The sequence below is a fragment of the Pseudomonas helleri genome, from assembly GCF_045830615.1.
GTDB classification, from domain to species: Bacteria; Pseudomonadota; Gammaproteobacteria; order Pseudomonadales; family Pseudomonadaceae; genus Aquipseudomonas; species Aquipseudomonas helleri.
The window spans coordinates 2,351,321-2,372,384 of record NZ_CP174501.1 but is presented as its reverse complement, the minus strand read 5'-3'; the positions used below and the strand labels follow the sequence as shown (position 1 = coordinate 2,372,384).

The 21,064-nt window shown below is 59.0% G+C and carries 19 protein-coding genes and 1 tRNA gene; 5 read left to right on the top strand and 15 right to left on the bottom strand.

What is annotated here, in order from left to right; all coding sequences use genetic code 11:
• Positions 1-69: 69 nt before the first annotated feature.
• The 8 genes from dctM to ACJJU9_RS10570 form a co-directional block, all read right to left on the bottom strand.
• Complete coding sequence (dctM, locus tag ACJJU9_RS10605) at positions 70-1,350, bottom strand: C4-dicarboxylate TRAP transporter large permease protein DctM (RefSeq protein WP_048370056.1); 1,281 nt, start codon at positions 1,348-1,350, stop codon at positions 70-72.
• Positions 1,347-1,985: a TRAP transporter small permease gene (locus ACJJU9_RS10600; protein ID WP_153372609.1), complete on the bottom strand. Its 639-nt coding sequence runs from the start codon at positions 1,983-1,985 to the stop codon at positions 1,347-1,349. Before ACJJU9_RS10600 ends, dctM begins: the two co-directional genes overlap by 4 nt.
• Before the next feature lie 145 nt (positions 1,986-2,130).
• Positions 2,131-3,123: a TRAP transporter substrate-binding protein gene (locus ACJJU9_RS10595; RefSeq protein ID WP_153372607.1), complete on the bottom strand. Its 993-nt coding sequence runs from the start codon at positions 3,121-3,123 to the stop codon at positions 2,131-2,133.
• 64 nt (positions 3,124-3,187) lie between these two features.
• On the bottom strand, positions 3,188-4,015 hold the full coding sequence (locus ACJJU9_RS10590) for an HpcH/HpaI aldolase/citrate lyase family protein (RefSeq protein ID WP_407730676.1): 828 nt from the start codon (positions 4,013-4,015) through the stop codon (positions 3,188-3,190).
• A gap of 35 nt (positions 4,016-4,050) precedes the next feature.
• On the bottom strand, positions 4,051-5,256 hold the full coding sequence (locus ACJJU9_RS10585; RefSeq protein ID WP_407730675.1) for a CaiB/BaiF CoA transferase family protein: 1,206 nt from the start codon (positions 5,254-5,256) through the stop codon (positions 4,051-4,053).
• Positions 5,253-6,635 (bottom strand): MmgE/PrpD family protein, encoded by a 1,383-nt coding sequence (locus tag ACJJU9_RS10580; RefSeq protein ID WP_407730674.1) that lies wholly within the window; start codon positions 6,633-6,635, stop codon positions 5,253-5,255. The genes ACJJU9_RS10585 and ACJJU9_RS10580 overlap by 4 nt, the downstream gene beginning before the upstream one ends.
• Positions 6,636-6,668: 33 nt before the next feature.
• Positions 6,669-7,832, bottom strand: a complete 1,164-nt coding sequence (locus tag ACJJU9_RS10575) for an acyl-CoA dehydrogenase family protein (RefSeq protein ID WP_278937712.1) — start codon at positions 7,830-7,832, stop codon at positions 6,669-6,671.
• 39 nt (positions 7,833-7,871) lie between these two features.
• Positions 7,872-8,699: a MaoC family dehydratase N-terminal domain-containing protein gene (locus ACJJU9_RS10570; protein WP_407730673.1), complete on the bottom strand. Its 828-nt coding sequence runs from the start codon at positions 8,697-8,699 to the stop codon at positions 7,872-7,874.
• Positions 8,700-8,841: 142 nt separating this feature from the next.
• Between ACJJU9_RS10570 and ACJJU9_RS10565 the strand changes: the two genes are divergently transcribed.
• From ACJJU9_RS10565 to ACJJU9_RS10550, 4 genes are all read left to right on the top strand, one after another.
• Entirely contained in the window at positions 8,842-9,750 is a 909-nt protein-coding gene (locus ACJJU9_RS10565) for a LysR family transcriptional regulator (RefSeq protein ID WP_153330050.1), read from the top strand.
• Positions 9,751-9,834: 84 nt separating this feature from the next.
• Positions 9,835-11,175 carry an MFS transporter gene (locus ACJJU9_RS10560; RefSeq protein ID WP_407730672.1) on the top strand — a complete coding sequence of 447 codons (1,341 nt, stop codon included), beginning with the start codon at positions 9,835-9,837 and terminating at the stop codon, positions 11,173-11,175.
• Between the two features lie 193 nt (positions 11,176-11,368).
• Complete coding sequence (locus tag ACJJU9_RS10555) at positions 11,369-12,199, top strand: alpha/beta fold hydrolase (RefSeq protein ID WP_407730671.1); 831 nt, start codon at positions 11,369-11,371, stop codon at positions 12,197-12,199.
• A gap of 157 nt (positions 12,200-12,356) precedes the next feature.
• A complete protein-coding gene (locus ACJJU9_RS10550; RefSeq protein WP_407730670.1) occupies positions 12,357-13,160 on the top strand; it encodes a GGDEF domain-containing protein in 804 nt (267 codons plus the stop codon).
• Here the strand turns inward: ACJJU9_RS10550 and msrA are convergent.
• Genes msrA through ACJJU9_RS10530 form a run of 4 tightly spaced genes read right to left on the bottom strand, consistent with a single transcriptional unit; the run spans position 13,157 to position 17,734 of the window.
• On the bottom strand, positions 13,157-13,621 hold the full coding sequence (msrA, locus tag ACJJU9_RS10545) for a peptide-methionine (S)-S-oxide reductase MsrA (protein ID WP_407730669.1): 465 nt from the start codon (positions 13,619-13,621) through the stop codon (positions 13,157-13,159). The two genes, ACJJU9_RS10550 and msrA, sit on opposite strands and share 4 nt — an antisense overlap.
• Positions 13,618-14,538 (bottom strand): homocysteine S-methyltransferase family protein, encoded by a 921-nt coding sequence (locus ACJJU9_RS10540; RefSeq protein WP_407730668.1) that lies wholly within the window; start codon positions 14,536-14,538, stop codon positions 13,618-13,620. The genes msrA and ACJJU9_RS10540 overlap by 4 nt, the downstream gene beginning before the upstream one ends.
• Positions 14,535-15,584, bottom strand: coding sequence for a glycine betaine ABC transporter substrate-binding protein (locus ACJJU9_RS10535; protein ID WP_262123093.1), 1,050 nt, complete (start codon positions 15,582-15,584; stop codon positions 14,535-14,537). Before ACJJU9_RS10535 ends, ACJJU9_RS10540 begins: the two co-directional genes overlap by 4 nt.
• 14 nt (positions 15,585-15,598) lie before the next feature.
• Positions 15,599-17,734, bottom strand: coding sequence for an ATP-binding cassette domain-containing protein (locus ACJJU9_RS10530; RefSeq protein ID WP_407730667.1), 2,136 nt, complete (start codon positions 17,732-17,734; stop codon positions 15,599-15,601).
• 321 nt (positions 17,735-18,055) lie between these two features.
• Between ACJJU9_RS10530 and ACJJU9_RS10525 the strand changes: the two genes are divergently transcribed.
• On the top strand, positions 18,056-19,159 hold the full coding sequence (locus ACJJU9_RS10525) for an alkene reductase (RefSeq protein WP_407730666.1): 1,104 nt from the start codon (positions 18,056-18,058) through the stop codon (positions 19,157-19,159).
• Between the two features lie 46 nt (positions 19,160-19,205).
• Here ACJJU9_RS10525 and ACJJU9_RS10520 read toward each other — a convergent pair whose 3' ends face one another.
• The 3 genes from ACJJU9_RS10520 to ACJJU9_RS10510 form a co-directional block, all read right to left on the bottom strand.
• A complete protein-coding gene (locus tag ACJJU9_RS10520) occupies positions 19,206-20,144 on the bottom strand; it encodes a LysR family transcriptional regulator (protein ID WP_407730665.1) in 939 nt (312 codons plus the stop codon).
• 65 nt (positions 20,145-20,209) lie between these two features.
• Positions 20,210-20,659: a nuclear transport factor 2 family protein gene (locus tag ACJJU9_RS10515; RefSeq protein WP_407730664.1), complete on the bottom strand. Its 450-nt coding sequence runs from the start codon at positions 20,657-20,659 to the stop codon at positions 20,210-20,212.
• Positions 20,660-20,936: 277 nt separating this feature from the next.
• Positions 20,937-21,012: transfer RNA gene (locus tag ACJJU9_RS10510), tRNA-Gly, on the bottom strand.
• Between the last annotated feature and the right edge of the window lie 52 nt (positions 21,013-21,064).

The following is a 21,064-nucleotide window of genomic DNA, read 5'->3' as shown; positions in this document are numbered from 1 at the left end:
CCCGTCTGCAGCCACAAAAAAGGGCCTGTACGCTTATCGCGTGCAGGCCCTTTAGCTTTACAGCAGCGTTTACATGCCGAGCCAGTTCGGCAGTGCCAGCGACACAAAGGGCACGTACGTCACCAGTATCAAGAACGCCAGCATCACCAGCAGCCACGGCGACACCGCTCGCACCACTCGGGTCAGTGGCATGCCCGTAACCGCCGAGGTCACAAACAGGTTGAGCCCGGTTGGCGGTGTGATCAGTCCGATCTCCATGTTCACCACCATGATGATGCCCAGGTGGATCGGGTCGATGCCCAATTGCATGGCAATCGGGAACAGGATCGGCGCCAGGATCAGGATGATCGCGGACGGCTCCATAAAGGTGCCCGCCACCAGCAACACGACGTTGACCACCAACAAAAACTCAATCGGCGTGAAGCCCTGTTCAACCACCCAGGCGGTGATTGACTGAGGAATCTGCTCGGTTGTCAGCACGTGCGCAAACAGCATGGCGTTGGCGATGATAAACATCAGCACCACGCTGAGTTTGCCCGCCTCGACAATCACCTTCGGGCATTCGCGAAAGGTCATGTCCTTGTAGATGAAGATCGCCACAAACGCTGCATACACCGCTGCTACAGCCGCGGCTTCGGTCGGGGTGAACATGCCGGAATAAATACCGCCCAGAATGATCACGATCAGCATCAAGCCCCAGCCCGCTTTGCGGCCTGCGGTGACGATTTCCTTGAACGACGCTCGCGGCAGCGCGGGCATGTTTTTAACCCGTGCAAGGATGTAGATGGTGATCATCAACACCACACCCAGCAACAGCCCCGGAATCACACCAGCCATAAACAGCTTGCCCACCGAGGTCTCGGTCGCGGTGGCGTAGACCACCATGACAATCGACGGCGGAATCAGAATGCCCAACGTACCGGCGTTACACACGATACCGGCGGCAAACTCCTGTTTGTAACCGGAGCGCACCATCCCGGCAATCACGATAGAACCCACAGCGGCCACGGTTGCCGGTGAAGACCCGCTGAGCGCCGCAAACAACATGCAGGCCATGATCGCCGCAATCGCCAGGCCACCCTTGATATGCCCCACGCAAGCGTTGGCGAAGTCGATCAAGCGGCGGGCCACACCGCCGCTGGTCATGAAGGCGCCAGACAGCAGGAAGAACGGAATGGCTAGCAGCGTGTAGTGCTCACTGGTTTCGAACAGCTTGATCGCCAGGGAACGAACCGAGTCGTTACTGAAGAACAGGATGGTCATGGCCCCGGACAAGCCCAGGGAAATCGCCACCGGAATGCCGATAAACATCAGCACGAACAGAGCGACAAATAGAAAGCTGATAGTCATTTGGCGTTCTCCGAGGTGTCGTTTTCAGCCAGTTTCACGGCCTCATCCACTTCACTGTGCAAGCCCAGCCCTTGCTGCTTGCCCTGCACGACGCGAATGAACACCTGCAGAAAGCGCAGGAACATCAAAGCAAAGCCGATTGGCACGATCATTACGATCTGCCATTGGCGAATCCCGAAACGGTCGAGGTCTTCAGCGCCTGTGCCAACAGCGTACAGCGTGGCAACCCACTGTTCACTGGAGTAAGCCATGAGTGCGCAATAGCCAAGGCAGATCACCAAGGCGAGCAACGCCACGCGCCGCTGGTTCTCAGGGCTGAACTGGCGCACCAGCAAGTCGATACCAATGTGCGCGCCAATGCGCACGCCCCAGGCCAGCCCGACAAAAATCAGCCAACCGAACATGGCCTTGGTCAGCGCCACGCTCCAAGTCATCTCCTGGGCGATATACAGAATGCCGTCACCAATGCTGAGCATGGCGTCGTTGGCGAAGGGCAAAGAGTCGCCCAAAGAATAAAAAACACCGTAAAGGTTGTTGAAGACCACGTAGGAGAACGTCACCAGGGTCATGCCTGCAAGCAGGAATGCCACCAGTACTTCTTCCACACGATTCCAGACACGAAAAAATGCCTGCATGGGTAATCTCCCCTTGAAAGAGCGGTCGCAAAGCTACGACTAAAACCAATGAAGCCAAGGCGCGACAGACCTTGCAGGCTGTCGCTTTCGCCATTGACGCTGCCGCCGGCAAGCGCTCACGCGATTACCGGCGGCACTTCAGGTCTTAACTGCTTTGGTTGGATTGCTCCGCTGCCTTGATCAGGTCGACACCGATATCTTTTTCAAATTTTTTCCAGACCGGGCGCATGGCTTCACGCCACTCTTCGCGCTGTTCAGGTGTGAGGGTGATGACTTCGCTGGTACCCGAATCGACGATGGTTTTTCTGGAAGCCTGGTTCAGTTCCTCGGCCTGCTTGTTCACCTCGACCGTGACCTCAGTCATGATCTGGTCCAGTGACGTGCGCACATCTTCAGGCAGGCTGTTCCAGAACTTGGTGTTGGTGATCACCATGTAGTCGATGGCGCCATGGTCAGATTCAGTGAAGTACTTCTGCACCTCGTTGACCTTCTGGCTTTCATAGTTCGACCAGGTGTTCTCGGTGCCGTTGACCACCCCGGTTTGCAGCCCTTGGTACACCTCAGCAAAACTCATCTTGCGTGGTGCCGCGCGCAACGCCTTGAACTGCTCATCCAGCACCGCCGATGCCTGCACCCGGAACTTCAGGCCGCGTGCATCCTTGGGCTCGTACAGCGCCTTGTTGGCCGACAATTGCTTCATGCCGTTATGCCAGTAACCGAGGCCGGTAATGCCCTTGCTTTCCATGGACTTGAGCAGCCCCTGGCCTTCAGGGCTCTGCTGGAAGCGGTCGAGTGCATTGATGTCGTTGAACAGAAATGGCAAGTCGAAGATCTGGATCGGCTTGGAGTAATGCTCAAACTTGGCCAGCGATGGCGCCAGCAACTGCACGTCGCCGAGCAACAGCGCTTCCATCTCTTTGCCGTCACCAAACAGGGACGAGTTCGGGTACACCTCGACCTTGACCTGGCCAGGCAGGCGCTCTTCGGCCAGCTTTTTAAACATCAGGGCGCCCTGCCCCTTGGGCGTGTGTTCGGCAACTACGTGGGCGAATTTGATACTGATGGGATCTGCCGCACTTGCCAGACCGGCATACAGTGGCAGGGCGCAGGCCAAAGCCTTGAGGGTGTGTTTAAACATGGGGCATGTACCTCTTGTTGTTATTGTTTGGTCGTGCTTAGTTTTTCGTGGTGATGCTTTTGACTCAGGCAGGCGTCACGCCGGCCCGATGTAATACTTGGCGGGCATGCCCGATGACGGGCGCGTCAACCATCTGCCCATCGACCACATAGACCCCGCCGCCAGCCGCCACCGCATCCAGCACCCGGCGCGCCCAGTCCAGCTCTTCAGGGCCGGGCATAAAGGCCGCGTGAATCAGTGCCACCTGGCTGGGGTGGATGCACAGCAAACCGCCAAAGCCCATGTCCCGGGCATCGGCAGCCATGCAAGTCATGCCTTCAGTGTTTTTGATGTCGGGGAAAACGCTGTCCAGCGGCGGCGACAAATGCGCCAGGGTGCTGTGCAAGACGATGGCGTAGCGCGCCTGATCAAGCATGCGCTGGGCGCCAGCAGTGCCACTCATCAAGCCCAGGTCGAGGCCCAGATCCAGCGCCCCAAAACTCAAGCGCGCCACCCCGTGGGCACGGGCAATGGCCGGTAACTCAAGCAGGCCTTTGGCGCTCTCGATGATGGGCCACACCGGTTTGGCGCAAGCTGCCACCCGCTCCACTTGCTCAGCGCTTTCGGCCTTGGGCAGCAGCACGGCGACCACGCCGGGGTAGCGAGCACACAAGGCCAGATCAGCGGCCTGCTGCTCATGCGCTGGCGCGTTAATACGCACCAGAATACGCGCCTGTGGATTGGCCTCCAGATAAGCCTGCAGATTGCTGCGCGCTTCAACCTTGAGGTGTTCCGCCACGGCGTCCTCAAGGTCAACGATGACCGCATCGGCGCCACTGCCCAGCGCTTTGTCGATGCGCTCTGGCCGGGTGGCCGGCACAAACAGTGCCGAGCGAATAGTACTTCTGTCCATGAACTGCTCCATGCAGGAGGTGTGAGGCGCCAGCCTCACACCGCTCCTTGTTCGTGTAGGCGCTGAATGTCATGCGCCTTGTAACCCAACTCCGCCAGCACGCTGTCGGTGTGTTCGCCCAAACCCGGCACCGGATCCATACGCGGCTCAAATGCCGTGTTACGACCCGGCGGCAGCAGCGCCGCCAACTTGCCGGACGGGCTGTCCACTTCACGCCAGCGATCACGCGCCTGCAGTTGTGGATGCGCCCAGACCCCGGCCATGTCGTTGACATGGGCGTTGGCAATCAACGCCGAGTCCAGCCGTGTAATCACCTGTTCAGCCGTCATGTGGGCAAACGTCTCAACGATGAGGGCCCGCAACTCGGCACGGTTCTCTGAACGTCGCGCATTGGCATTAAAGCGCGAGTCGCGCGCAAGGTCAGGTCTCAGCAACACCTTGTCGCAAAACTGCTGCCATTCACGCTCGTTCTGCAAGCCGAGCATCACCGTACCGCCATCCCCTGTGGGGAACGGTCCGTAGGGGTAAATCGTCGCGTGGGCGGCGCTCGCTCTGGGCGGTGGCGGCGCGCCTTCGTAGGCGTAATACAGCGGGTAACCCATCCACTCCACCAGGCTTTCCAGCATCGACACATCGACACGGCTGCCCTCGCCGGTCTTGTCGCGCAGCAACAATGCCGAGAGCACGCCGGTGTAGGCATACATGCCTGCGGCAATATCGGCAATCGAACAGCCGGCCTTGGCCATCTCGTTTTCACCCGGCCCGCCGGTCACCGACAAAAATCCGCCCTCACTCTGGATCAGCAGGTCGTAGGCTTTTTTCTGCTCGTAAGGCCCGCCTTCGCCGTAGCCGGAAATATCGCAGACGATCAACCTCGGGAAGCGCTCATGCAGGTCAGCAAACGACAGCCCCATGCGTTGCGCGGCGCCCGGTGCAAGGTTCTGCACCAGCACATCAGCCGTGCTCAGCAGCTTGTCGAGCACCTGCCCGGCCTCGTCTTGCTTGACGTTGAGGGTCAGGCTCTCTTTGGAGCGATTGGTCCAGACAAAGTGTGAAGCCAGGCCATTGACGCGCTCGTCATAGTCGCGGGCAAAGTCACCGGAGCCAGGGCGTTCAACCTTGATCACCCGTGCGCCCAGATCGGCCAACTGCCGGGTACAGAACGGCGCGGCGATGGCATGCTCCAGGCTAACCACGGTAATGCCGTCCAGCGGGCGGGGTTTGGTGGTGTTGTCGTTCATGCTGCGCTCCCGGCAAAGGTTGTGGTTCGCGTCAACGCGCTCAAGTCATCGAGTTCGCGCAGGTTCCAGACCAGCCCGATCAGGCCCGTCGCCTGCTCGTCAGTGCGTGCCCCGGAGAACGCCAGCAGGCGGCGAAATTTGTCTTCCAGTTCAGCGCGGCTCAGGGTATTGCCCGGATCGCCCTTGGGCTCGTCGATGCGCCCGTACAAGGTCTGACCGGCCAGCGTGGTGACCTCGATCCGGCCCAGCCAGCGTTGCGGATACGCCCCGTCGACTTCCTCGTCCAGCACCATGCGCACCTTGTCGCGCACATCGCTCACCCGCGAATCGGTCAGCGCGTATTGATGAAACTCCGGCAATCCGGCCTTGCCATACACAGCGATCAAACCCAGCACTGTGCCCATGGAAAACTTGGCCTGATGCACGGTCTGCGGCACCTGCACGCGGCCCAGTACATCGATGGCGCCCTGATGCACGCGCGTGATGACCCCTGCGATGTCCTCAGCGCCTAGTTGCTCGCGCTGCATCAGCGCCAGCAGTGCATCGGCGGCCGGGTGCGTGTGTCGGCACGAGGCGTGAAACTTGAACGAGGTTTCTACCAGCGCCCAGCGTGTGCCCAAACCGTCTGACAACTTGCCTGGCTGCGCATCGCTGGACATACCGGCCGCCATGCCCTGCTCGCCTTCCAGAATGTTCTGTGCGCCGCTCAGCCCTTCAGCCGTCAGGTAGGCAGCCAGCAGGCCATCGGCAGCGGCTTTGGCGGTGTGCAATTGCTTGGAGTCTGCGGCGTCACGCAAGAACTCCCACAAGCCTGCCGCCTGAGTACCGGCCGTGCCGAGTAGGTGGGTGAATTGTTCCTGGTTAAAGTCCATCAGCTTGCCGACACCCACCGCCGCCGCCAGCGTGCCCACCGTGGCGGTGGTGTGGAAGATGCGGTAGTGCGAGCGCCCCAGGAACTCACCGATACGAATGCCCGCTTCATACCCGGCCACTGCCGCAACGATCAATTCGCGGCCGGTTTTACCCAGTGCCTGAGCCGCCGCCAGCACTGCCGGGAAGACCACGGTCGCCGGGTGCAGCACCGAGCTGTTGTGCAGGTCATCCTGCTCAACCAGGTGCGAGCTGGCGCCATTGACCAATGCAGCGAAATACGCAGAACTGGTTTTGCCGTTGACCAAAATACCGGACGGGCCGCTGGTCGGGCCCATCATCGCGGCATAGCGCTCGAACAGCGGAATCGGGTGCATGCCCTGGCTGGCCAGCGCTGAGCCCAGCCAGTCGAGAAACAATTCTTCAGTGCGATCAATGACCGCTTCAGGCAACTGCGCGTGATGCAAATTGGCCAAAAATTCTGTAAGCGCTTGCGTGTGCTGACTCATGCAGCGTTCCCCATGAAAGACGAAAGACCGTAGTCAGAAAGAACGCGGCAGTTCGAGCAAATGCTCAGCCACGTAAGACAAGATCAAGTTGGTCGAAATAGGCGCCACCTGGTACAGGCGGGTCTCGCGGAACTTGCGCTCAACGTCGTATTCATTGGCAAAACCGAAGCCGCCATGGGTTTGCAGGCACGCGTTGGCCGCCTCCCAACTGGCCTTGGCCGCGAGGTACTTGGCCATGTTCGCTGCCGCCCCGGCATTGCGCCCGTTGTCGTACTCGTCACAGGCACGCCAGCGCATCAGGTCCGCGGCTTCCAGCTCGATATGGGCTTCGGCAATCGGGAACTGCACACCCTGGTTCTGGCCAATCGGACGGCCAAACACCACGCGATCACGGGCGTACTGCGCAGACTTTTCGTTGAACCAGCGGCCATCACCGATGCACTCGGCGGCGATCAGCGTACGTTCGGCATTAAGGCCGTCGAGAATGTAGCGAAAGCCCTTGCCCTCTTCGCCAATCAGGCTGCTGGCCGGGATTTCCAGGTTGTCGAAAAACAGCTCGTTGGTTTCGTGATTGACCATGTTGGCAATCGGCTGCACGGTCAGGCCGTTGCCGATGGCTTCGCGCAAGTCGACTAGGAAAATCGACATGCCATCGGCCTTTCTCTCGACCTCGGCCAGCGGCGTGGTGCGCGCCAGCAAGATCATCAGGTCCGAGTGCTGAATCCGCGAGATCCAGACCTTCTGCCCGTTGATCACATATTTATCGCCACGGCGCACGGCGGTGGTCTTGATCTTGGTGGTGTCGGTGCCGGTGGTGGGCTCAGTCACGCCCATGGACTGCAAGCGCAACTCGCCGCTGGCCAGCTTGGGCAGGTAATGACTTTTTTGCTCTTCGCTGCCATGGCGCAGCAAGGTAAACATGTTGTACATCTGGCCATGCACGGTGCCGGAGTTGCCGCCACAGTGGTTCACTTCTTCGAGAATGATCGACGCTTCGGCCAGGCCCAAACCCGAGCCGCCGTAGGCTTCGGGGATCATTGCCGACAACCAGCCCGCCTCGGTCATGGCGGCCACAAACGCTTCAGGAAAGCCCTTTTCTTCGTCGATCTTGCGCCAGTACTCGGCCGGGAACTCGGCGCACAAGGCGCGCACACCCTCGCGAATGGCGTTGTAATCGTCGTTCAAATACGGATTCATCTCAGGTCCTTGTTGTATTTATTGTGCTGAATGCCACGGTCAGTCGAAGGTCACTTCGCCTTGCTGGGCGATGCCCTGTGCATTGCCTGCCCACACCTGCGCCTTGCCCTGAGCGCTGACACGCCCGCCCACGACAAAGGGCTGCGGGGCAATCAATGGGCGCAGGCCGCGATATGTAAAACCGCGTAAACGCGCATCGGGATTGGCGCGGCAAAATGCCCGCAAGGCCAGCGTGGCGATCAACGGCCCATGCACCACCAACCCCGGATAGCCCTCGGTTTGCGTCGCGTAAGGCCAGTCGTAGTGAATGCGGTGACCATTGAAGGTGACGGCGGAATAGCGGAACAGCAGGGTTGGATCAGGGTCGACAGACTCCTGCCAAGTGCCAGCAGGCAACGGCTCGCCGCTGGTCAATTTAGGCGGCGTCGGTTCACGGTAGACGATGTCCTGCTCTTCACGGATCGCCAGTTGGCCGTCTTGCAGGTAGTCATGCTGGACCGTGACAAACAGCAGCGAACCGGTCTTGCCGTGTTTTTCCTGAACGTTGGTGATGGTGGAAACCCGCGTTGCGTCAGCACCCACTTTCAGTGGTGCGTAAAACTCAAAACGCCCACCCGCCCACATGCGATTGCGGTTGTGCGCCGGGGGCAGAAAACCACCCCGGGCCGGATGCCCGTCGCCGCCCAGGCCGCTCGCCTCAACGGCCGGCTGGAAGAAGCACCATTGCCACAGCGCAGGTAATGGCTCGCCAGCGAGTGGCACGCGCTCGCCCAACGTCGCAGCGATGCGGGTGACCAGGTTGAGGCTGAGGTGATCGTGGATCTCTTCAGTGCGACCGATCCAGGTGGACAGTGCGTTATCGCTCATCGGTAATGTCCCGTGGCTTGTTGTTTTAGCCAAGATTGCTAAAAGCCCGGCGATCTGTGAATCTGCGTTTTCGTAAGGGGGCGTTCGGATTTGCTTAACGCCAATGTTGTAGGCCAGCACTCACACCCAGCGGAAATCTGCCATGCACTTCGATTTAGTCGACCTGCGCCTGTTCATTCAAATCGCCGAATCCCCCAGCATGACCCAAGGCGCGCGCAAGGCGTTCATGTCCCCTGCTGCGGCCAGTGCGCGCATCAAAAGCCTGGAAGAAAGCCTGGCCAGCCGCCTGTTGTACCGTGACAGCCGGGGAGTAGAACTGACACCCGCAGGCAAGCTGTTTTTGCACCATGCGCGGGTGATCATGCGCCAGGTGGACTACATGAAAAACGAGTTCACCGAGTACGGAGCCGAAGCCAGCGGGCATATCAAGATCTTCGCCAACACCACGGCCGCGACCGAATTCTTGCCGGAAATCCTTGCCGGGTTTCTCGCTGAACGACCGGGCGTTACCGTCGACCTTCAGGAGCGACTCAGTCGTGACATCGTGCGCGGCGTGATGGACGGCTCCACCGACCTGGGCATCATCGCCGGGCCGATCAAGGCAGATGGCTTGCAGGTCATCCATTTCAGCACCGACCAGTTGATTCTGGTCACCCCGCTCGACCATCCACTGGCAGCACGCAAAAAGGTCAAATTGACCGAGACCCTGGCCTATCCCCACATCGGCTTGCATGAAGGCACCACGCTGCTGCGCTTTTTGAATGAACAAGTCGCCCTGAGCGGCCAGACGTTGAATATGCGCATCAAGGTCTACAGCTTCGAGGCCATGTGCCGCATGGTTGAAGCCGGAGTCGGCCTGGCGATCCTGCCGGAATCCTCGGCCCGGCGTCATCAACAGACCATGGGCTTGCACATCGTCGAACTCGATGAACCCTGGCGCGTTCGTGAGCGCAGCATTCTGGTCCGCGACCTGGAAGCGTTGCCCGCCGTGATCCGCGCCTTGATCACTATTTTTTTGACACAAACTGACAAGACCCAGCGTCGTTCATGAATACGTCGAGGGCACTTTTGAAGCGCTCCCACCTCAGAGCTGCCCCGATAATCGATCGATCACGGATCCATTATCGAGGCTCATATGACCAGCACCACAACCGGGCACATCAGCCCTAAAACGCTGAGAAAAGTGATTGTCGCGGCCTCGATCGGCAACTTTGTCGAGTGGTTTGATTTCGCGGTGTATGGCTTTCTCGCAACCACCATCGCCCAGCAGTTCTTCCCCAGTGAAGACGCCAGCGCGGCGCTGCTCAAAACCTTTGCCGTGTTCGCGGTTGCCTTTGCCTTTCGCCCCCTGGGCGGAGTAATTTTCGGCATGCTCGGCGACCGCATCGGCCGCAAGCGAACCCTGGCCATGACCATTTTACTGATGGCCGCGGCGACCACCCTGATCGGCGTGCTGCCCACCTATGCGGCTATCGGGGTAATGGCGCCGATTCTGTTGACGCTGATCCGTTGCGCCCAGGGCTTTTCAGCGGGCGGCGAATACGCAGGCGCGTGCGCTTATTTGATGGAGCACGCGCCGGACCATAAGCGGGCCTGGTACGGCAGCTTTGTGCCGGTGTCGACGTTCTCCGCCTTCGCCGCAGCGGCCGTTGCGGCTTATGCCCTTGAGGCTTCATTGTCGGCAGAAGCCATGAGCAGTTGGGGCTGGCGCGTGCCGTTTCTGATTGCCGCGCCACTGGGCCTGGTCGGCCTGTACATGCGCAACAAACTGGATGAAACCCCGGCGTTCCAGGCGGTCACCGAAGAACACGACGTCGCCCATTCGCCACTCAAAGAAACCTTACGCAACCATGGCGCTGCCATTTGCTGTCTGGGCGCTTTTGTGTCGCTGACGGCGCTGTCGTTCTATATGTTCACCACCTACTTCGCCACCTACCTGCAAGTGGCTGGCGGCTTGAGCCGTGCCATGGCCTTGCTGGTGTCGTTGATTGCCCTGATCTTCGCCGCCGCCATCTGCCCGCTGGCCGGGCTGTATTCCGACCGTGTGGGGCGTCGGGCCACGGTCATGACCGCCTGCGCGCTGTTGATCGTCGCCGTATACCCGTCGTTCCTGATGGCCAGTTCCGGCGGGTTCGCGGCGTCTGTCATCGGCGTCATGCTGCTGGCGATTGGCGCGGTGCTGTGTGGCGTGGTGACCGCCGCCCTGCTCTCGGAAACCTTCCCGACCCGCACCCGCTACACCGCCTCGGCCATCACCTACAACATGGCCTACACCTTGTTTGGCGGTACCGCACCGCTGGTAGCCACCTGGCTCATCAGCACCACCGGCAGTAACCTGTCGCCAGCGTTTTACCTGATGGCCGTTGCGGTACTCGCCCTGGCAGGCGGCTTGGCACTGCCAGAAACATCGCGCATATCCCTGCACGACGTGCCGGGCCCGGAGAATAAACACGCCTTGCGCACAGCCGCTTTATAGAGCGAACCTTCACGCAGCCTGCAAGTAAAGTTGCAGGCTGCGATCTGTTGATTTCGTGGGCATCCCAGCCAAGGATGCCGTTTTGCCATCACCCTCGTTATACTGACGCGCTACTGCCGCCATATTGTCGACACAAACCTTGGACTGTGTTGTGGCCTCTGATCACCGCCCCCTTAACAGAGGTGTTGCAGAAGTGGGTATCATCCAGCGCAACAACGTTAAGCAATTGCCCCACGCGAACCCCGATGCACCGGTCATCATTTACGCCCATGGATTTGGTTGTAATCAGGACATGTGGCACCTCCTCACGCCGGAGTTTGCCGCCACCCACCGGCAAATATTATTCGACTATGTGGGCAGCGGCCGCTCGGATGCGCGGGCATTTGATGCGCTCAGGTACAGCTCGCTGGCCGGCTATGCGCAAGACCTGATCGAGGTGTGCGACGCTTTGGGCCTGTCCAAAGACGTGATCTTCGTCGGGCACTCCGTGAGTTGCAGCATCGGCATCCTGGCGTCGATCCAACGTCCTGACCTTTTCTCACAAATGGTCCTGGTGGCGCCTTCTCCCTGTTTCTTGAACGACCCACCCGCGTATAGTGGCGGCTTCGAGCGAGCAGACCTCGAAGGGTTGCTGGCCCTCATGGATCAAAACTACATCGGTTGGGCAGAGTACTTTGCCCCCGTCGTGACAGGCTCACAGGCAGATTCGCCCATCACGGCTCAGTTGGCAGGCAGTTTCTGCTCAACAGACCCGGTCATGGCGCGGCAATTCGCCCAGGCCACTTTCTTCTCCGACATTCGCCAAGAGCTGGGCCGTTGCACAACACCCAGCCTCATTCTGCAACATCGCCGCGATACGCTGGTGCCCCTGCCCGTCGGGGAGTACCTGAACACACATCTGAAACACAGCGTCCTGCAAGTTCTGGACGTCACCGGGCATTGCGCCCACATGAGTCACCCACACCAGGTGGCTTCGGCTATACGTCACTATCTGTCAGGGAGCGACAGTTGTGTTTTACCTTGAGCGGTTGCCCTGCCCGGTAGTAGTCACAAACTGTAATGGTCACGTACTGCATACCAATCGGGACTTCAGGCAATTGGTGGCGCCTGAAAACTGCGATTACCTGGACAGTTACTTCCCACCCGCCTCGCGTATATTTCTGCACAGCTATGCTTGGCCGATGCTGCTAAAAAACGGTGAATTCAGCGAGCTGTACCTGCAATTGCTGACCCCCAATGGGCAACTGCTACCAGTGATGACGAACGCACGGATCAGTCAGAACGAAAGCGAACGGGTAGTGATCTGGCTGTTTTTCGTGGCCAAAGAGCGACAACGTTTTGAAGCCGAGTTGCTCAAGGCACGCCAACATGCCCAAGAGACAGCCTTGCAACTGACTGAAGTCAACACTGAACTGCAGTATGCCAATGCGCAACTGAGCGAGTATGCGCAAGAAGCCAGAACCAAAGCAGACAAGTTCGCCCATCTTAGCCTGACGGACCCACTGACCAGCTTGGGCAACAGACGCGCACTGACGCGCAATGTCAAACAGTGGATGCTCACCGCAAACAGTCAATCGGTCAGTAGTTTGTTAATGATAGACATCGACTTTTTCAAGCAGATCAATGACCGGTATGGCCATGCCGAGGGCGACAATGTGTTACGCAACGTCGCCCAACGACTGTTAGAAAGTGCACGCGCGCAAGACAGCGTCATTCGCCATGGCGGCGAAGAGTTTGCCCTGTGGCTGCCCAACTCGAACCTTGAAGGCGCAACACGCGCGGCCAAGCGGGTACACCAGCATATTTCCAAGATCAAGGTCGACGGGCATAGCATCACCGTCAGCATCGGTGTTTCAAGCATGGCGCTGAACGGTCAAGAAGCCGGGATACTGCTTGAACGTCTGCTGGCGCAGGCCGATACAGCGGTCTATGAAGCGAAGGCACACGGACGTAATTGCACCCGATGCTTTGCTGAAGTGGATTAAATGGAACAGCTGCCGCCATGTTTTTCGAAGTATCGCTGATGCTCCTCATCGGCCAGCACAAACTCAACTAACGGCACAATCACCGTCGCGACAGGCCGGCTCAACGTTCCCGACGCCTCCAGCGCCTGCCTGGCTACGGATGCGACCTTCGCCTGCTCTTCAGACCCGAAAAACAGCGCTGAGCGGTATTTGATGCCGACATCCGCACCTTGGCGGTCCACAGAAGCGGGATCGTGCACTGTCCAGAAGTGAGCGATCAGTTGATCGTAGGTAATCACTTGGGCATCGAAGTCGACCTGTACCACCTCGATCAACGCAGACTCATCCTCGGCAAAGCGGGCAAAGCCCACCCGGCTGTCGATAACTCCGGGCAATGCCCGGAACGACGCCTCAGCCCCCCAAAAACAACCGGCGCCAAAGGTTGCCTGTTCAACCAGTGCCTCTTTATTAAAATCAGTCATTCGCCACCCTTCTCTTTTTCTGGCAATAAACTCGAATGCAACTGCGCGATGTGCTCAGGCCCTATGCCGCAGCATCCACCCACGATGCTGGCACCGGCCGCCACCCAGGTACGGGACCAACTCAGGTAAGCCTCAGGGCCAAGATCATGTCTAATCTCAAGCAACGTGCTATTGGCTTTGGCTTCGCTGCTCACAGGTGGAAAGGCATTGGCGTAAACCCCCAGCTCCAGGGTTTGACCCAGTTGTTCAAGTACCTCCCGCGCTTGCGCCAGCGCAGCGCCCATGACTTCCGGCTGGCTGCAGTTGAACAGCACCGCCTTTGCGCCCAACTCAACCGCCGCCCGTATGGCGTCGGCGACCGCTTCAGTCGAGCGTAAGCGTGGTGGCTCACCGACCTCGTCCAGCAAGGTAAACGACAGCCAAAGCGGTTTCGGATTTTTGTCCAGGGCCTCAACCAGCGCACGGACTTCAGCGATGGAGCTTTGGGTTTCCGCCAACCAGACATCGACATGAGCCTCAAGACCCTCGATCAACTGCCGATGAATCGCCACCGAACGCTGATGGTCAAACAAATCCGGTCGATAAGAGCCCAAGGCTGGCGGCAACGAGCCGGCCACCGTGACCGGCTCCTTGCTGGCGGATGCGGCCTGGCGGGCGAGCGCCCCAGCACGCCCCGCCAGTGTTAGCCCCTGCTCGGCGAAGCGTTCGGCGCCGATATGAAATGGCACCACCGCGTAACTGTTGGTCGTGATGATCCGGGCACCGGCCGCAATAAACGCGCGATGAGCCTCCAACACATACTCAGGCGCTTCGATCAGCGCGAGCGCAGACCATTCAGGTTGGCGAAACGGTGCCCCATTCCGCTGCAATTCGCGGCCCATGCCACCATCCAGCAAACGCAAGGAGGCATGGCTCATGGGTTGGCACTCACGGTAGGCGCCGGGGCTGCCAGCCACTGATCAACCGTCGCAGGGTTGGCCTTGATCCATTCTTTGGCCGCGACGTCAGCGGGTACTTTTTGCTTTTCGATCTTCAAGATCAGGTCATTCAACTGCGCCGGGTCAATGGCTACGTTGCGCAGGAACTCGGCAATTTTTGGCGCGCGTTTCTGTAAGGCGGTTGATGCCAGGATATGCACTTTGGCGTCCGGATAAGCGCAGGTGATCTGGCTCTTGTTCAGCCAGTCAGGGTCAACTGTCGGGCTGATGAACTTCCAGCAGCCGTCAGCTTTGTACAGCGGGTCACCCTTTTTGTTGTCCTGGGCATAGCCATCGAACGCAGGCTCTTGCAGGCGGCGCAGGTCAAAAGCCGAGAAGATCCAGTCCGGGGTGTAGGCGTAAAAGACCACGCCGCGCCCCGCCTTGTAAGCCGCAGCCAGCTTGGCGTAAGTGACGGAAGCTTCGGTGGACACAGACTCGAACTTGTCTGCAAAACCGTAATCTTTGGCCTTGATTTCACCAATGTAGGTCGACTCCCAACCCGCCGGCCCGACCAACAATTGAGCCTTGCCGCCACCCAGCGGTTCGAAGAGCTTGGCGATTTCAGGCTTTTTCAGGTCGTAGACGGATTTAACGCCGTATTTGTCCTGCAAATATCCCGGAATATAAAAGCCTTGCTCACCCGCATAGGGCTTGAGGTTCGGCACCAGTGAGCGGGTGCCACCCGTGACATATTTGGCCCAGGCCGCCGACTGGTTCGGCAGCCAGATATCTGTCAGCACGTCCACCGAGCCATCGCCTTTGGCGGCAGCACTGAACAGCACCGGAACGTCCCCGGCCAGGTACGAGACATCGCCATCGAGGCGGCTTTTGATCACCTCGCCAAGGATGTTCTGAATAGCAATGGCACCGGTCCAGTTCTGCTCACCAATGACAATTTTTTCTTTGGCGAATGCGCTGGCCGGAAGAATCAGGGAGGCCAGCAGCGCGGCTGCCCCCAATGAACGCAACAGAGGTGTCTTCACGATAAGTCTCACAGTTAATGGTGCGCGCGATCTTGCTTGCGCAAGCTCGATTGAATGATTCGATCCGGAATTAATGCACACAGAACAATCGCCACCCCCGCGAGGATGCCCTCGCCGCCCTTGATGTTGCGCAGCGCCGTCATCACGTCGTAGCCCAGCCCGCCCGCGCCAATCAGCGCAGCGACCACCACCATCGACAAGCTCATGACAATGGTCTGGTTAATCCCCAGCAGCAGCGAACGGCGTGCCAGCGGCAATTGCACTTTGACCAAGGTTTGCCAAGGGCTGGCACCGTGGGCGACAGCAGCCTCGACGGCATCCTTGGGCACTTCCTGGATACCCAGCGACGTCAGGCGGATCATCGGTGCCAGGGCAAAAATGACCGTGGCAATGACCGCAGGCGTCTTCCCCACAGAGAAGAACGCCACGGCAGGAATCAGATACACAAACGTGGGCAGCGTCTGCATGGCATCCAGCAACGGTGTGACCACACGGCGTATCCGCGCCCGTTTCGCCAGCACAATGCCGGTGGGCACGCCGATGACCAAGGCAATCAAGACCGATGAACCCACCAGCGCCAGCGTGGAGATGGTGCGCTCCCAAAAGCCGAACAGGCCGATGTAGAGCAGCGCAACGCTGCTGGTCAGGGCCAGCCCCAACCCCGCCGAACGCCAGGCCAGCAACACCAACGCCAGTGCCGAGACGGACCATGGCAACCAACCCAAGACGTTCTCTATGCCCTCGATAACGGTGCGCACAGCAACGATCACGCCGACAAACGCACCTTCGAACGCCACCTGGGACCAGCCAATAAATTGGTCGATGCTGTCGGCTGCCAGCAATAACAGCTGCCGGTTCGCCGGGAACTCAAACAACGCGTTGGCCGTGTCCGGGGTAAAGACGCGCCAGATCACCAACGCCTGACTGACCAGCAGCACGGCCAGCGGCAACCCCCACCCCGACGCATTGCGCCGCACGGGTTGGCGGCTGACCGACAACGCTGTGAATCGGCTGGCAGCGAACACTACAACCGCCGCCAGTACCGCAAGCCACGATGCGCTGAGAATGCCTTGGCCTAAAGTCGCCAAGGCGGCCAGTTCACCGGCAAACGTCAGCCAGAACAAGCCGCCCTTGCCCCGGTCAGCCAGCGCTGCTGGCCCCAACAACAGGGCTTGCCAGCCGCGCAAACCTGGCGCACCCGGTGACGACTGCGGCTCATTGCCGGGCGCCTGAAGGCTGACACTGGCAACCTTTTGCGCGACCGAAGGCGCGGGCAGGGAATCACGGAAAAAGTCGGCAACTTCGGCATCGGCGGGGTGTTCGAGCAACTCCTCAGGGGTCCCCACCTGCACTAAACGACCATGGCGCAGCACGGCGATGCGATCCGCGAGGCGCAGGGCTTCCGCCGGGTCATGGGTGACAAGCAAGGTGGTGATGCCACGCTCGTGCGCCAGTGCCAGAAAGTGATTTTGCAGGTCGCGGCGGATAGTCGGGTCCAGCGCACTGAAAGGCTCGTCCATCAGCAGGATGTCAGGCTCTGTCACCAAGGCCCGGGCCAGACCGACCCGTTGCTGCATGCCCCCGGAAAGCTCGTGGGGATAATGCTCACCCCACCCCTGCAACCCTACCGCCTGTAACTGCAAGGTGGCAGCGGCATGACGAACCGGCTCGGGTTCGCCGCGCAGCTCCAGCGGCAGCGCGACGTTATCCAGCACCGTACGATGGGGTAACAGGCCAAAGTGCTGAAAGACCATGCCGATACCGCGCGAGCGCAAATCCCGCAAGCCTTTGTCGTTCAGCCCGCTGATGGCTTGACCCTCAATCAACACGTCACCGCTGGTGGGCTCGATCAGGCGGTTGATATGGCGCAACAACGTTGACTTGCCGCTGCCTGAAGTGCCCATCAGGCACAGCACTTCACCGCGCCGCACCTGCAAGCTGACATCGCTGACGGCCAATAGCTCAGGGGCGGTTTTTTTCCCTGAATAGGTTTTGGTGACGCCCCGAAACTCAAGCACCACATCGCCCTGGCTGGCGAATTCTGTGGGCACTTGAGGAGGCCTTTGTGGCGATGGAGTTCGCTCCGCCGCCAAAGGAAGTTGAATGACTGTCACAGGTGCTCCTGACAAACGCCGCTTGAAAACGGGCATCTGGTTCGCCCACAGGCTGCAAAAGTTGAGCGTCAGCGCATGTCCTGAGAACAGTTAGCCTGATGCAAAAAGCGCCGGACTTAATGCCCGACGCTGTAGAGAGGCATAAAGCTAAACGATCTTAAAAAGCTAAAATAAATACTATTTAATTATTAGCTTAAGCTTCTTAATTATTTCGGTTTGTGACAATCGCGCAGCCACAGTTGATTGTGGAACCGGGCGCCTGAATGTTTGGAATGTGCAGATGATTATCTGAAGGGTTTGGCGCCGTATATTGGCCCTGATCAGCGCCATGGAGCGCTCCACTTCAGAGGTCCCCTAATGAGCATTCTGTTTTCTCCCTACACGCTGTCGGGCATAGAACTGAAGAACCGTGTCGTGATGGCGCCCATGACTCGCGCACGCGCCTTGACCACCGTGCCTGACGCGCTGACGGTGCTCTATTACCGCCAGCGGGCAAGTGCAGGGCTGATCATCAGCGAAGGGGTTCCGGTTTCCGTTCAGGGCCGCGGCTATCTGTTCAACCCCGGCCTTTACACCCAAGAGCAGGTTGAAGGCTGGAAAAACGTCACCCGTGCCGTGCATGAAGACGGCGGCCAGATCTTCGCCCAACTTTGGCACGTGGGCCGGGTATCGCACACCACCTTGCAACCCGATGGCGGCGCCCCGGTGTCCTCCAGCAATAAGTTGGCGGCCAATTCGCTGGCCTATGCCTACGACCAAGACGGTCAGCCCGGACCGATTCAAGCCAGCCCTCCCCGTGCGTTGTCGACCGAAGAAGTCGAAGCGCTCAAGCACGACTTTGTCCTGGCTGCCCGCAGAGCGGTTGAAGCGGGTTTTGACGGGGTGGAGATCCATGGCGCCAATGGCTATCTGTTTGAGCAATTTATCAATCCAACGGTCAACAACCGCACAGACCGTTATGGCGGCTCCATTGAAAATCGCATTCGCCTGCTACTGGAAACCCTGGATGCGGTCGCCGATGCAATCGGTCGCAGCAAGGTGGGGGTGCGGGTTTCGCCCTTTGGCCGGCTGTTTGATATGGCGCCCTTTGATGATGAGGCCGAGACCTGGGTCGCCGTCGCGCGCGAACTGCAAAATCGGCGCATTGCCTATGTACACCTGAGCGATCAATTGACCATTGGCGCCGAACGCATGCCCGAAGGTTTTGCCCAGACCTTTCGTGATTCGTACCAAGGCACCTTGATTGCTGCCGGTGGCTTTGATCGCGAATCGGCCGAGGCGGCGCTGGCGTCAGGTGAGCTGGATCTGGTCGCATTTGGCCGACCCTTTATTGCAAACCCGGACCTGGTGGAGCGGATGAAAAACGACTGGCCGATTGCACTGCCTGATCGCTCAACGTTCTACGGTAACAGCGGCGAAAAAGGCTACGTCGACTACCCGTTTTATACGCCAGCCCAGTAACCGTACTCACTTGAAGCGCCCGCCCGGGGCGCTTCAGGTCACTGCTTTAAACGGTCCCAAGGCTTAGGTCCGGTCGAAAAATCACTGCATCACGTTGTGCCAGCGCCAGCAGTTCATCCACAACCATGCGGACCTTGGGCTGTAGATAACGCGTCCGTGGCCAGATCACGTTTATCGGCATTTCAGCCCCGGCATAAGCCTCAAGCACCGGGACCAACAGGCCCTGTTCAACAGGCGTTTGCACCAGCCAAGTGGGCAATTGCGCCAGGCCGGCTCCGGCAAGGGTCAGGTTTAATAACATCTCCCCATCACCGACCTCATGCTTGACCCGCACCTCATGCTCATGGGTTTGCCCCTTTTCGTCCTTCAACATCCAGGTTTTGCGGGTGCCATTACGCCAGCCGACAATGCAATCGTGATGCAGCAAATCATCGGGTGCCTGGGGTGTGCCATGCGTTTGTAGATAGGCCGGGGTCGCACAAATCAGCAGGCTTTGGCTGCCCAACTTGCGGGCAACTATATCGGCGTCATCTTTCAACACACCGATTCTGACCACCAGGTCGACACCCTCGTTGACGATATCTACCAGCCGCTCACTGAAGCTGACGGACAGATCGAGCTGCTGATAACGCACCGCCATGTCGATCAGCGTCGGCAAAATATGCCGACGGCCAAAGGCTGCAGGAAGATCGATGCGCAGCCGGCCAACAGGCGCTTGCTGGCCAGTGGTCAAAAAGCCCTGCGTTTCGGCCAGCTCATCCATCACCCGCAGGCAACTGGCCAGATACGCCTCGCCTTCAGCGGTCAGCACCAGGCGCCGGGTGGTGCGATGCAGCAGCTTCACCCCTAAACGCGCCTCAAGGCGCGTGACACTTTTGCCCACCGCCGAACTGGTCACACCCAACTCAAGCGCGGCAGCCGTGAAGCTTAGTGACTGAGCGGCAGACACAAACTCGCGAATACCGTCAAAAGGGTTTTCAGACATTAGAGGCTCCAGGGCCTGGGGTTGCTTTCAGAATGGGATCGCACCCCTACCAGCTTGATCGTGGCTTATTCACGGGCATTACGCTCAGGCCAGACCACCTCAAGGCGGGTATGGGTGATGCGCCACTCCCCGTCGATTCGCTGGTACTGATCGGCATATAGACCAAGCAACAGCAACGGGTTTGGATCGGGTTTCGAAGCCGTTTCAAAATCGATCAAGTAGCAGCGACCTTGCGCCGTATCAGGCCCGGTCAACTGGATCCAGTGGTTCACAATGGCATGCATAAAGGGATAACTCCCTTGCTTGTCCCGATCGAACAGCGTGAAAGCCTCAGCCAGGCCAGCACGTATGGCGTCGATGCCCTGCATCTTACCGACCGTGACTTGCACCACGGCGTCTGCCGAAAAAACCTGGTCCAGTGCCGCGATATTGTTGCTGTCCAGATGGTGTGCGTAAAGCGTGCGGAGTGCGCGAATCTCTTCGCGATCCAGCAGTGCCTTGAGTTTGATGTCCATGCCAGTGACCTCTTAAAGATGCATGCCTGGGGATTGGATGCCAACGCCCAATCAGTAGAACTGTCACTGTAGTCAGGATTAGTGGAAAGATAATGCGGGATTAATTCCAAACATTATGGAATTTAAGGATGGAATAGAGTGCTGGCGCAACGGCCAAGAGAGATGTAAGCGCACCCGACAACGATGGTTTTAGTAGGTGCGAAGAAACGAAAAAAGGACCCGAAGGTCCTTTTTTCAACGATTTGCAGACTTCAGCTGAACTCTGTAAATCTTTATTTGGAGCGGGAAACGAGACTCGAACTCGCGACCCCGACCTTGGCAAGGTCGTGCTCTACCAACTGAGCTATTCCCGCGTTTTGGTGTTGCGCATTCTATAGGTTTCCAAGAATGCGTCAACCCCTTGAT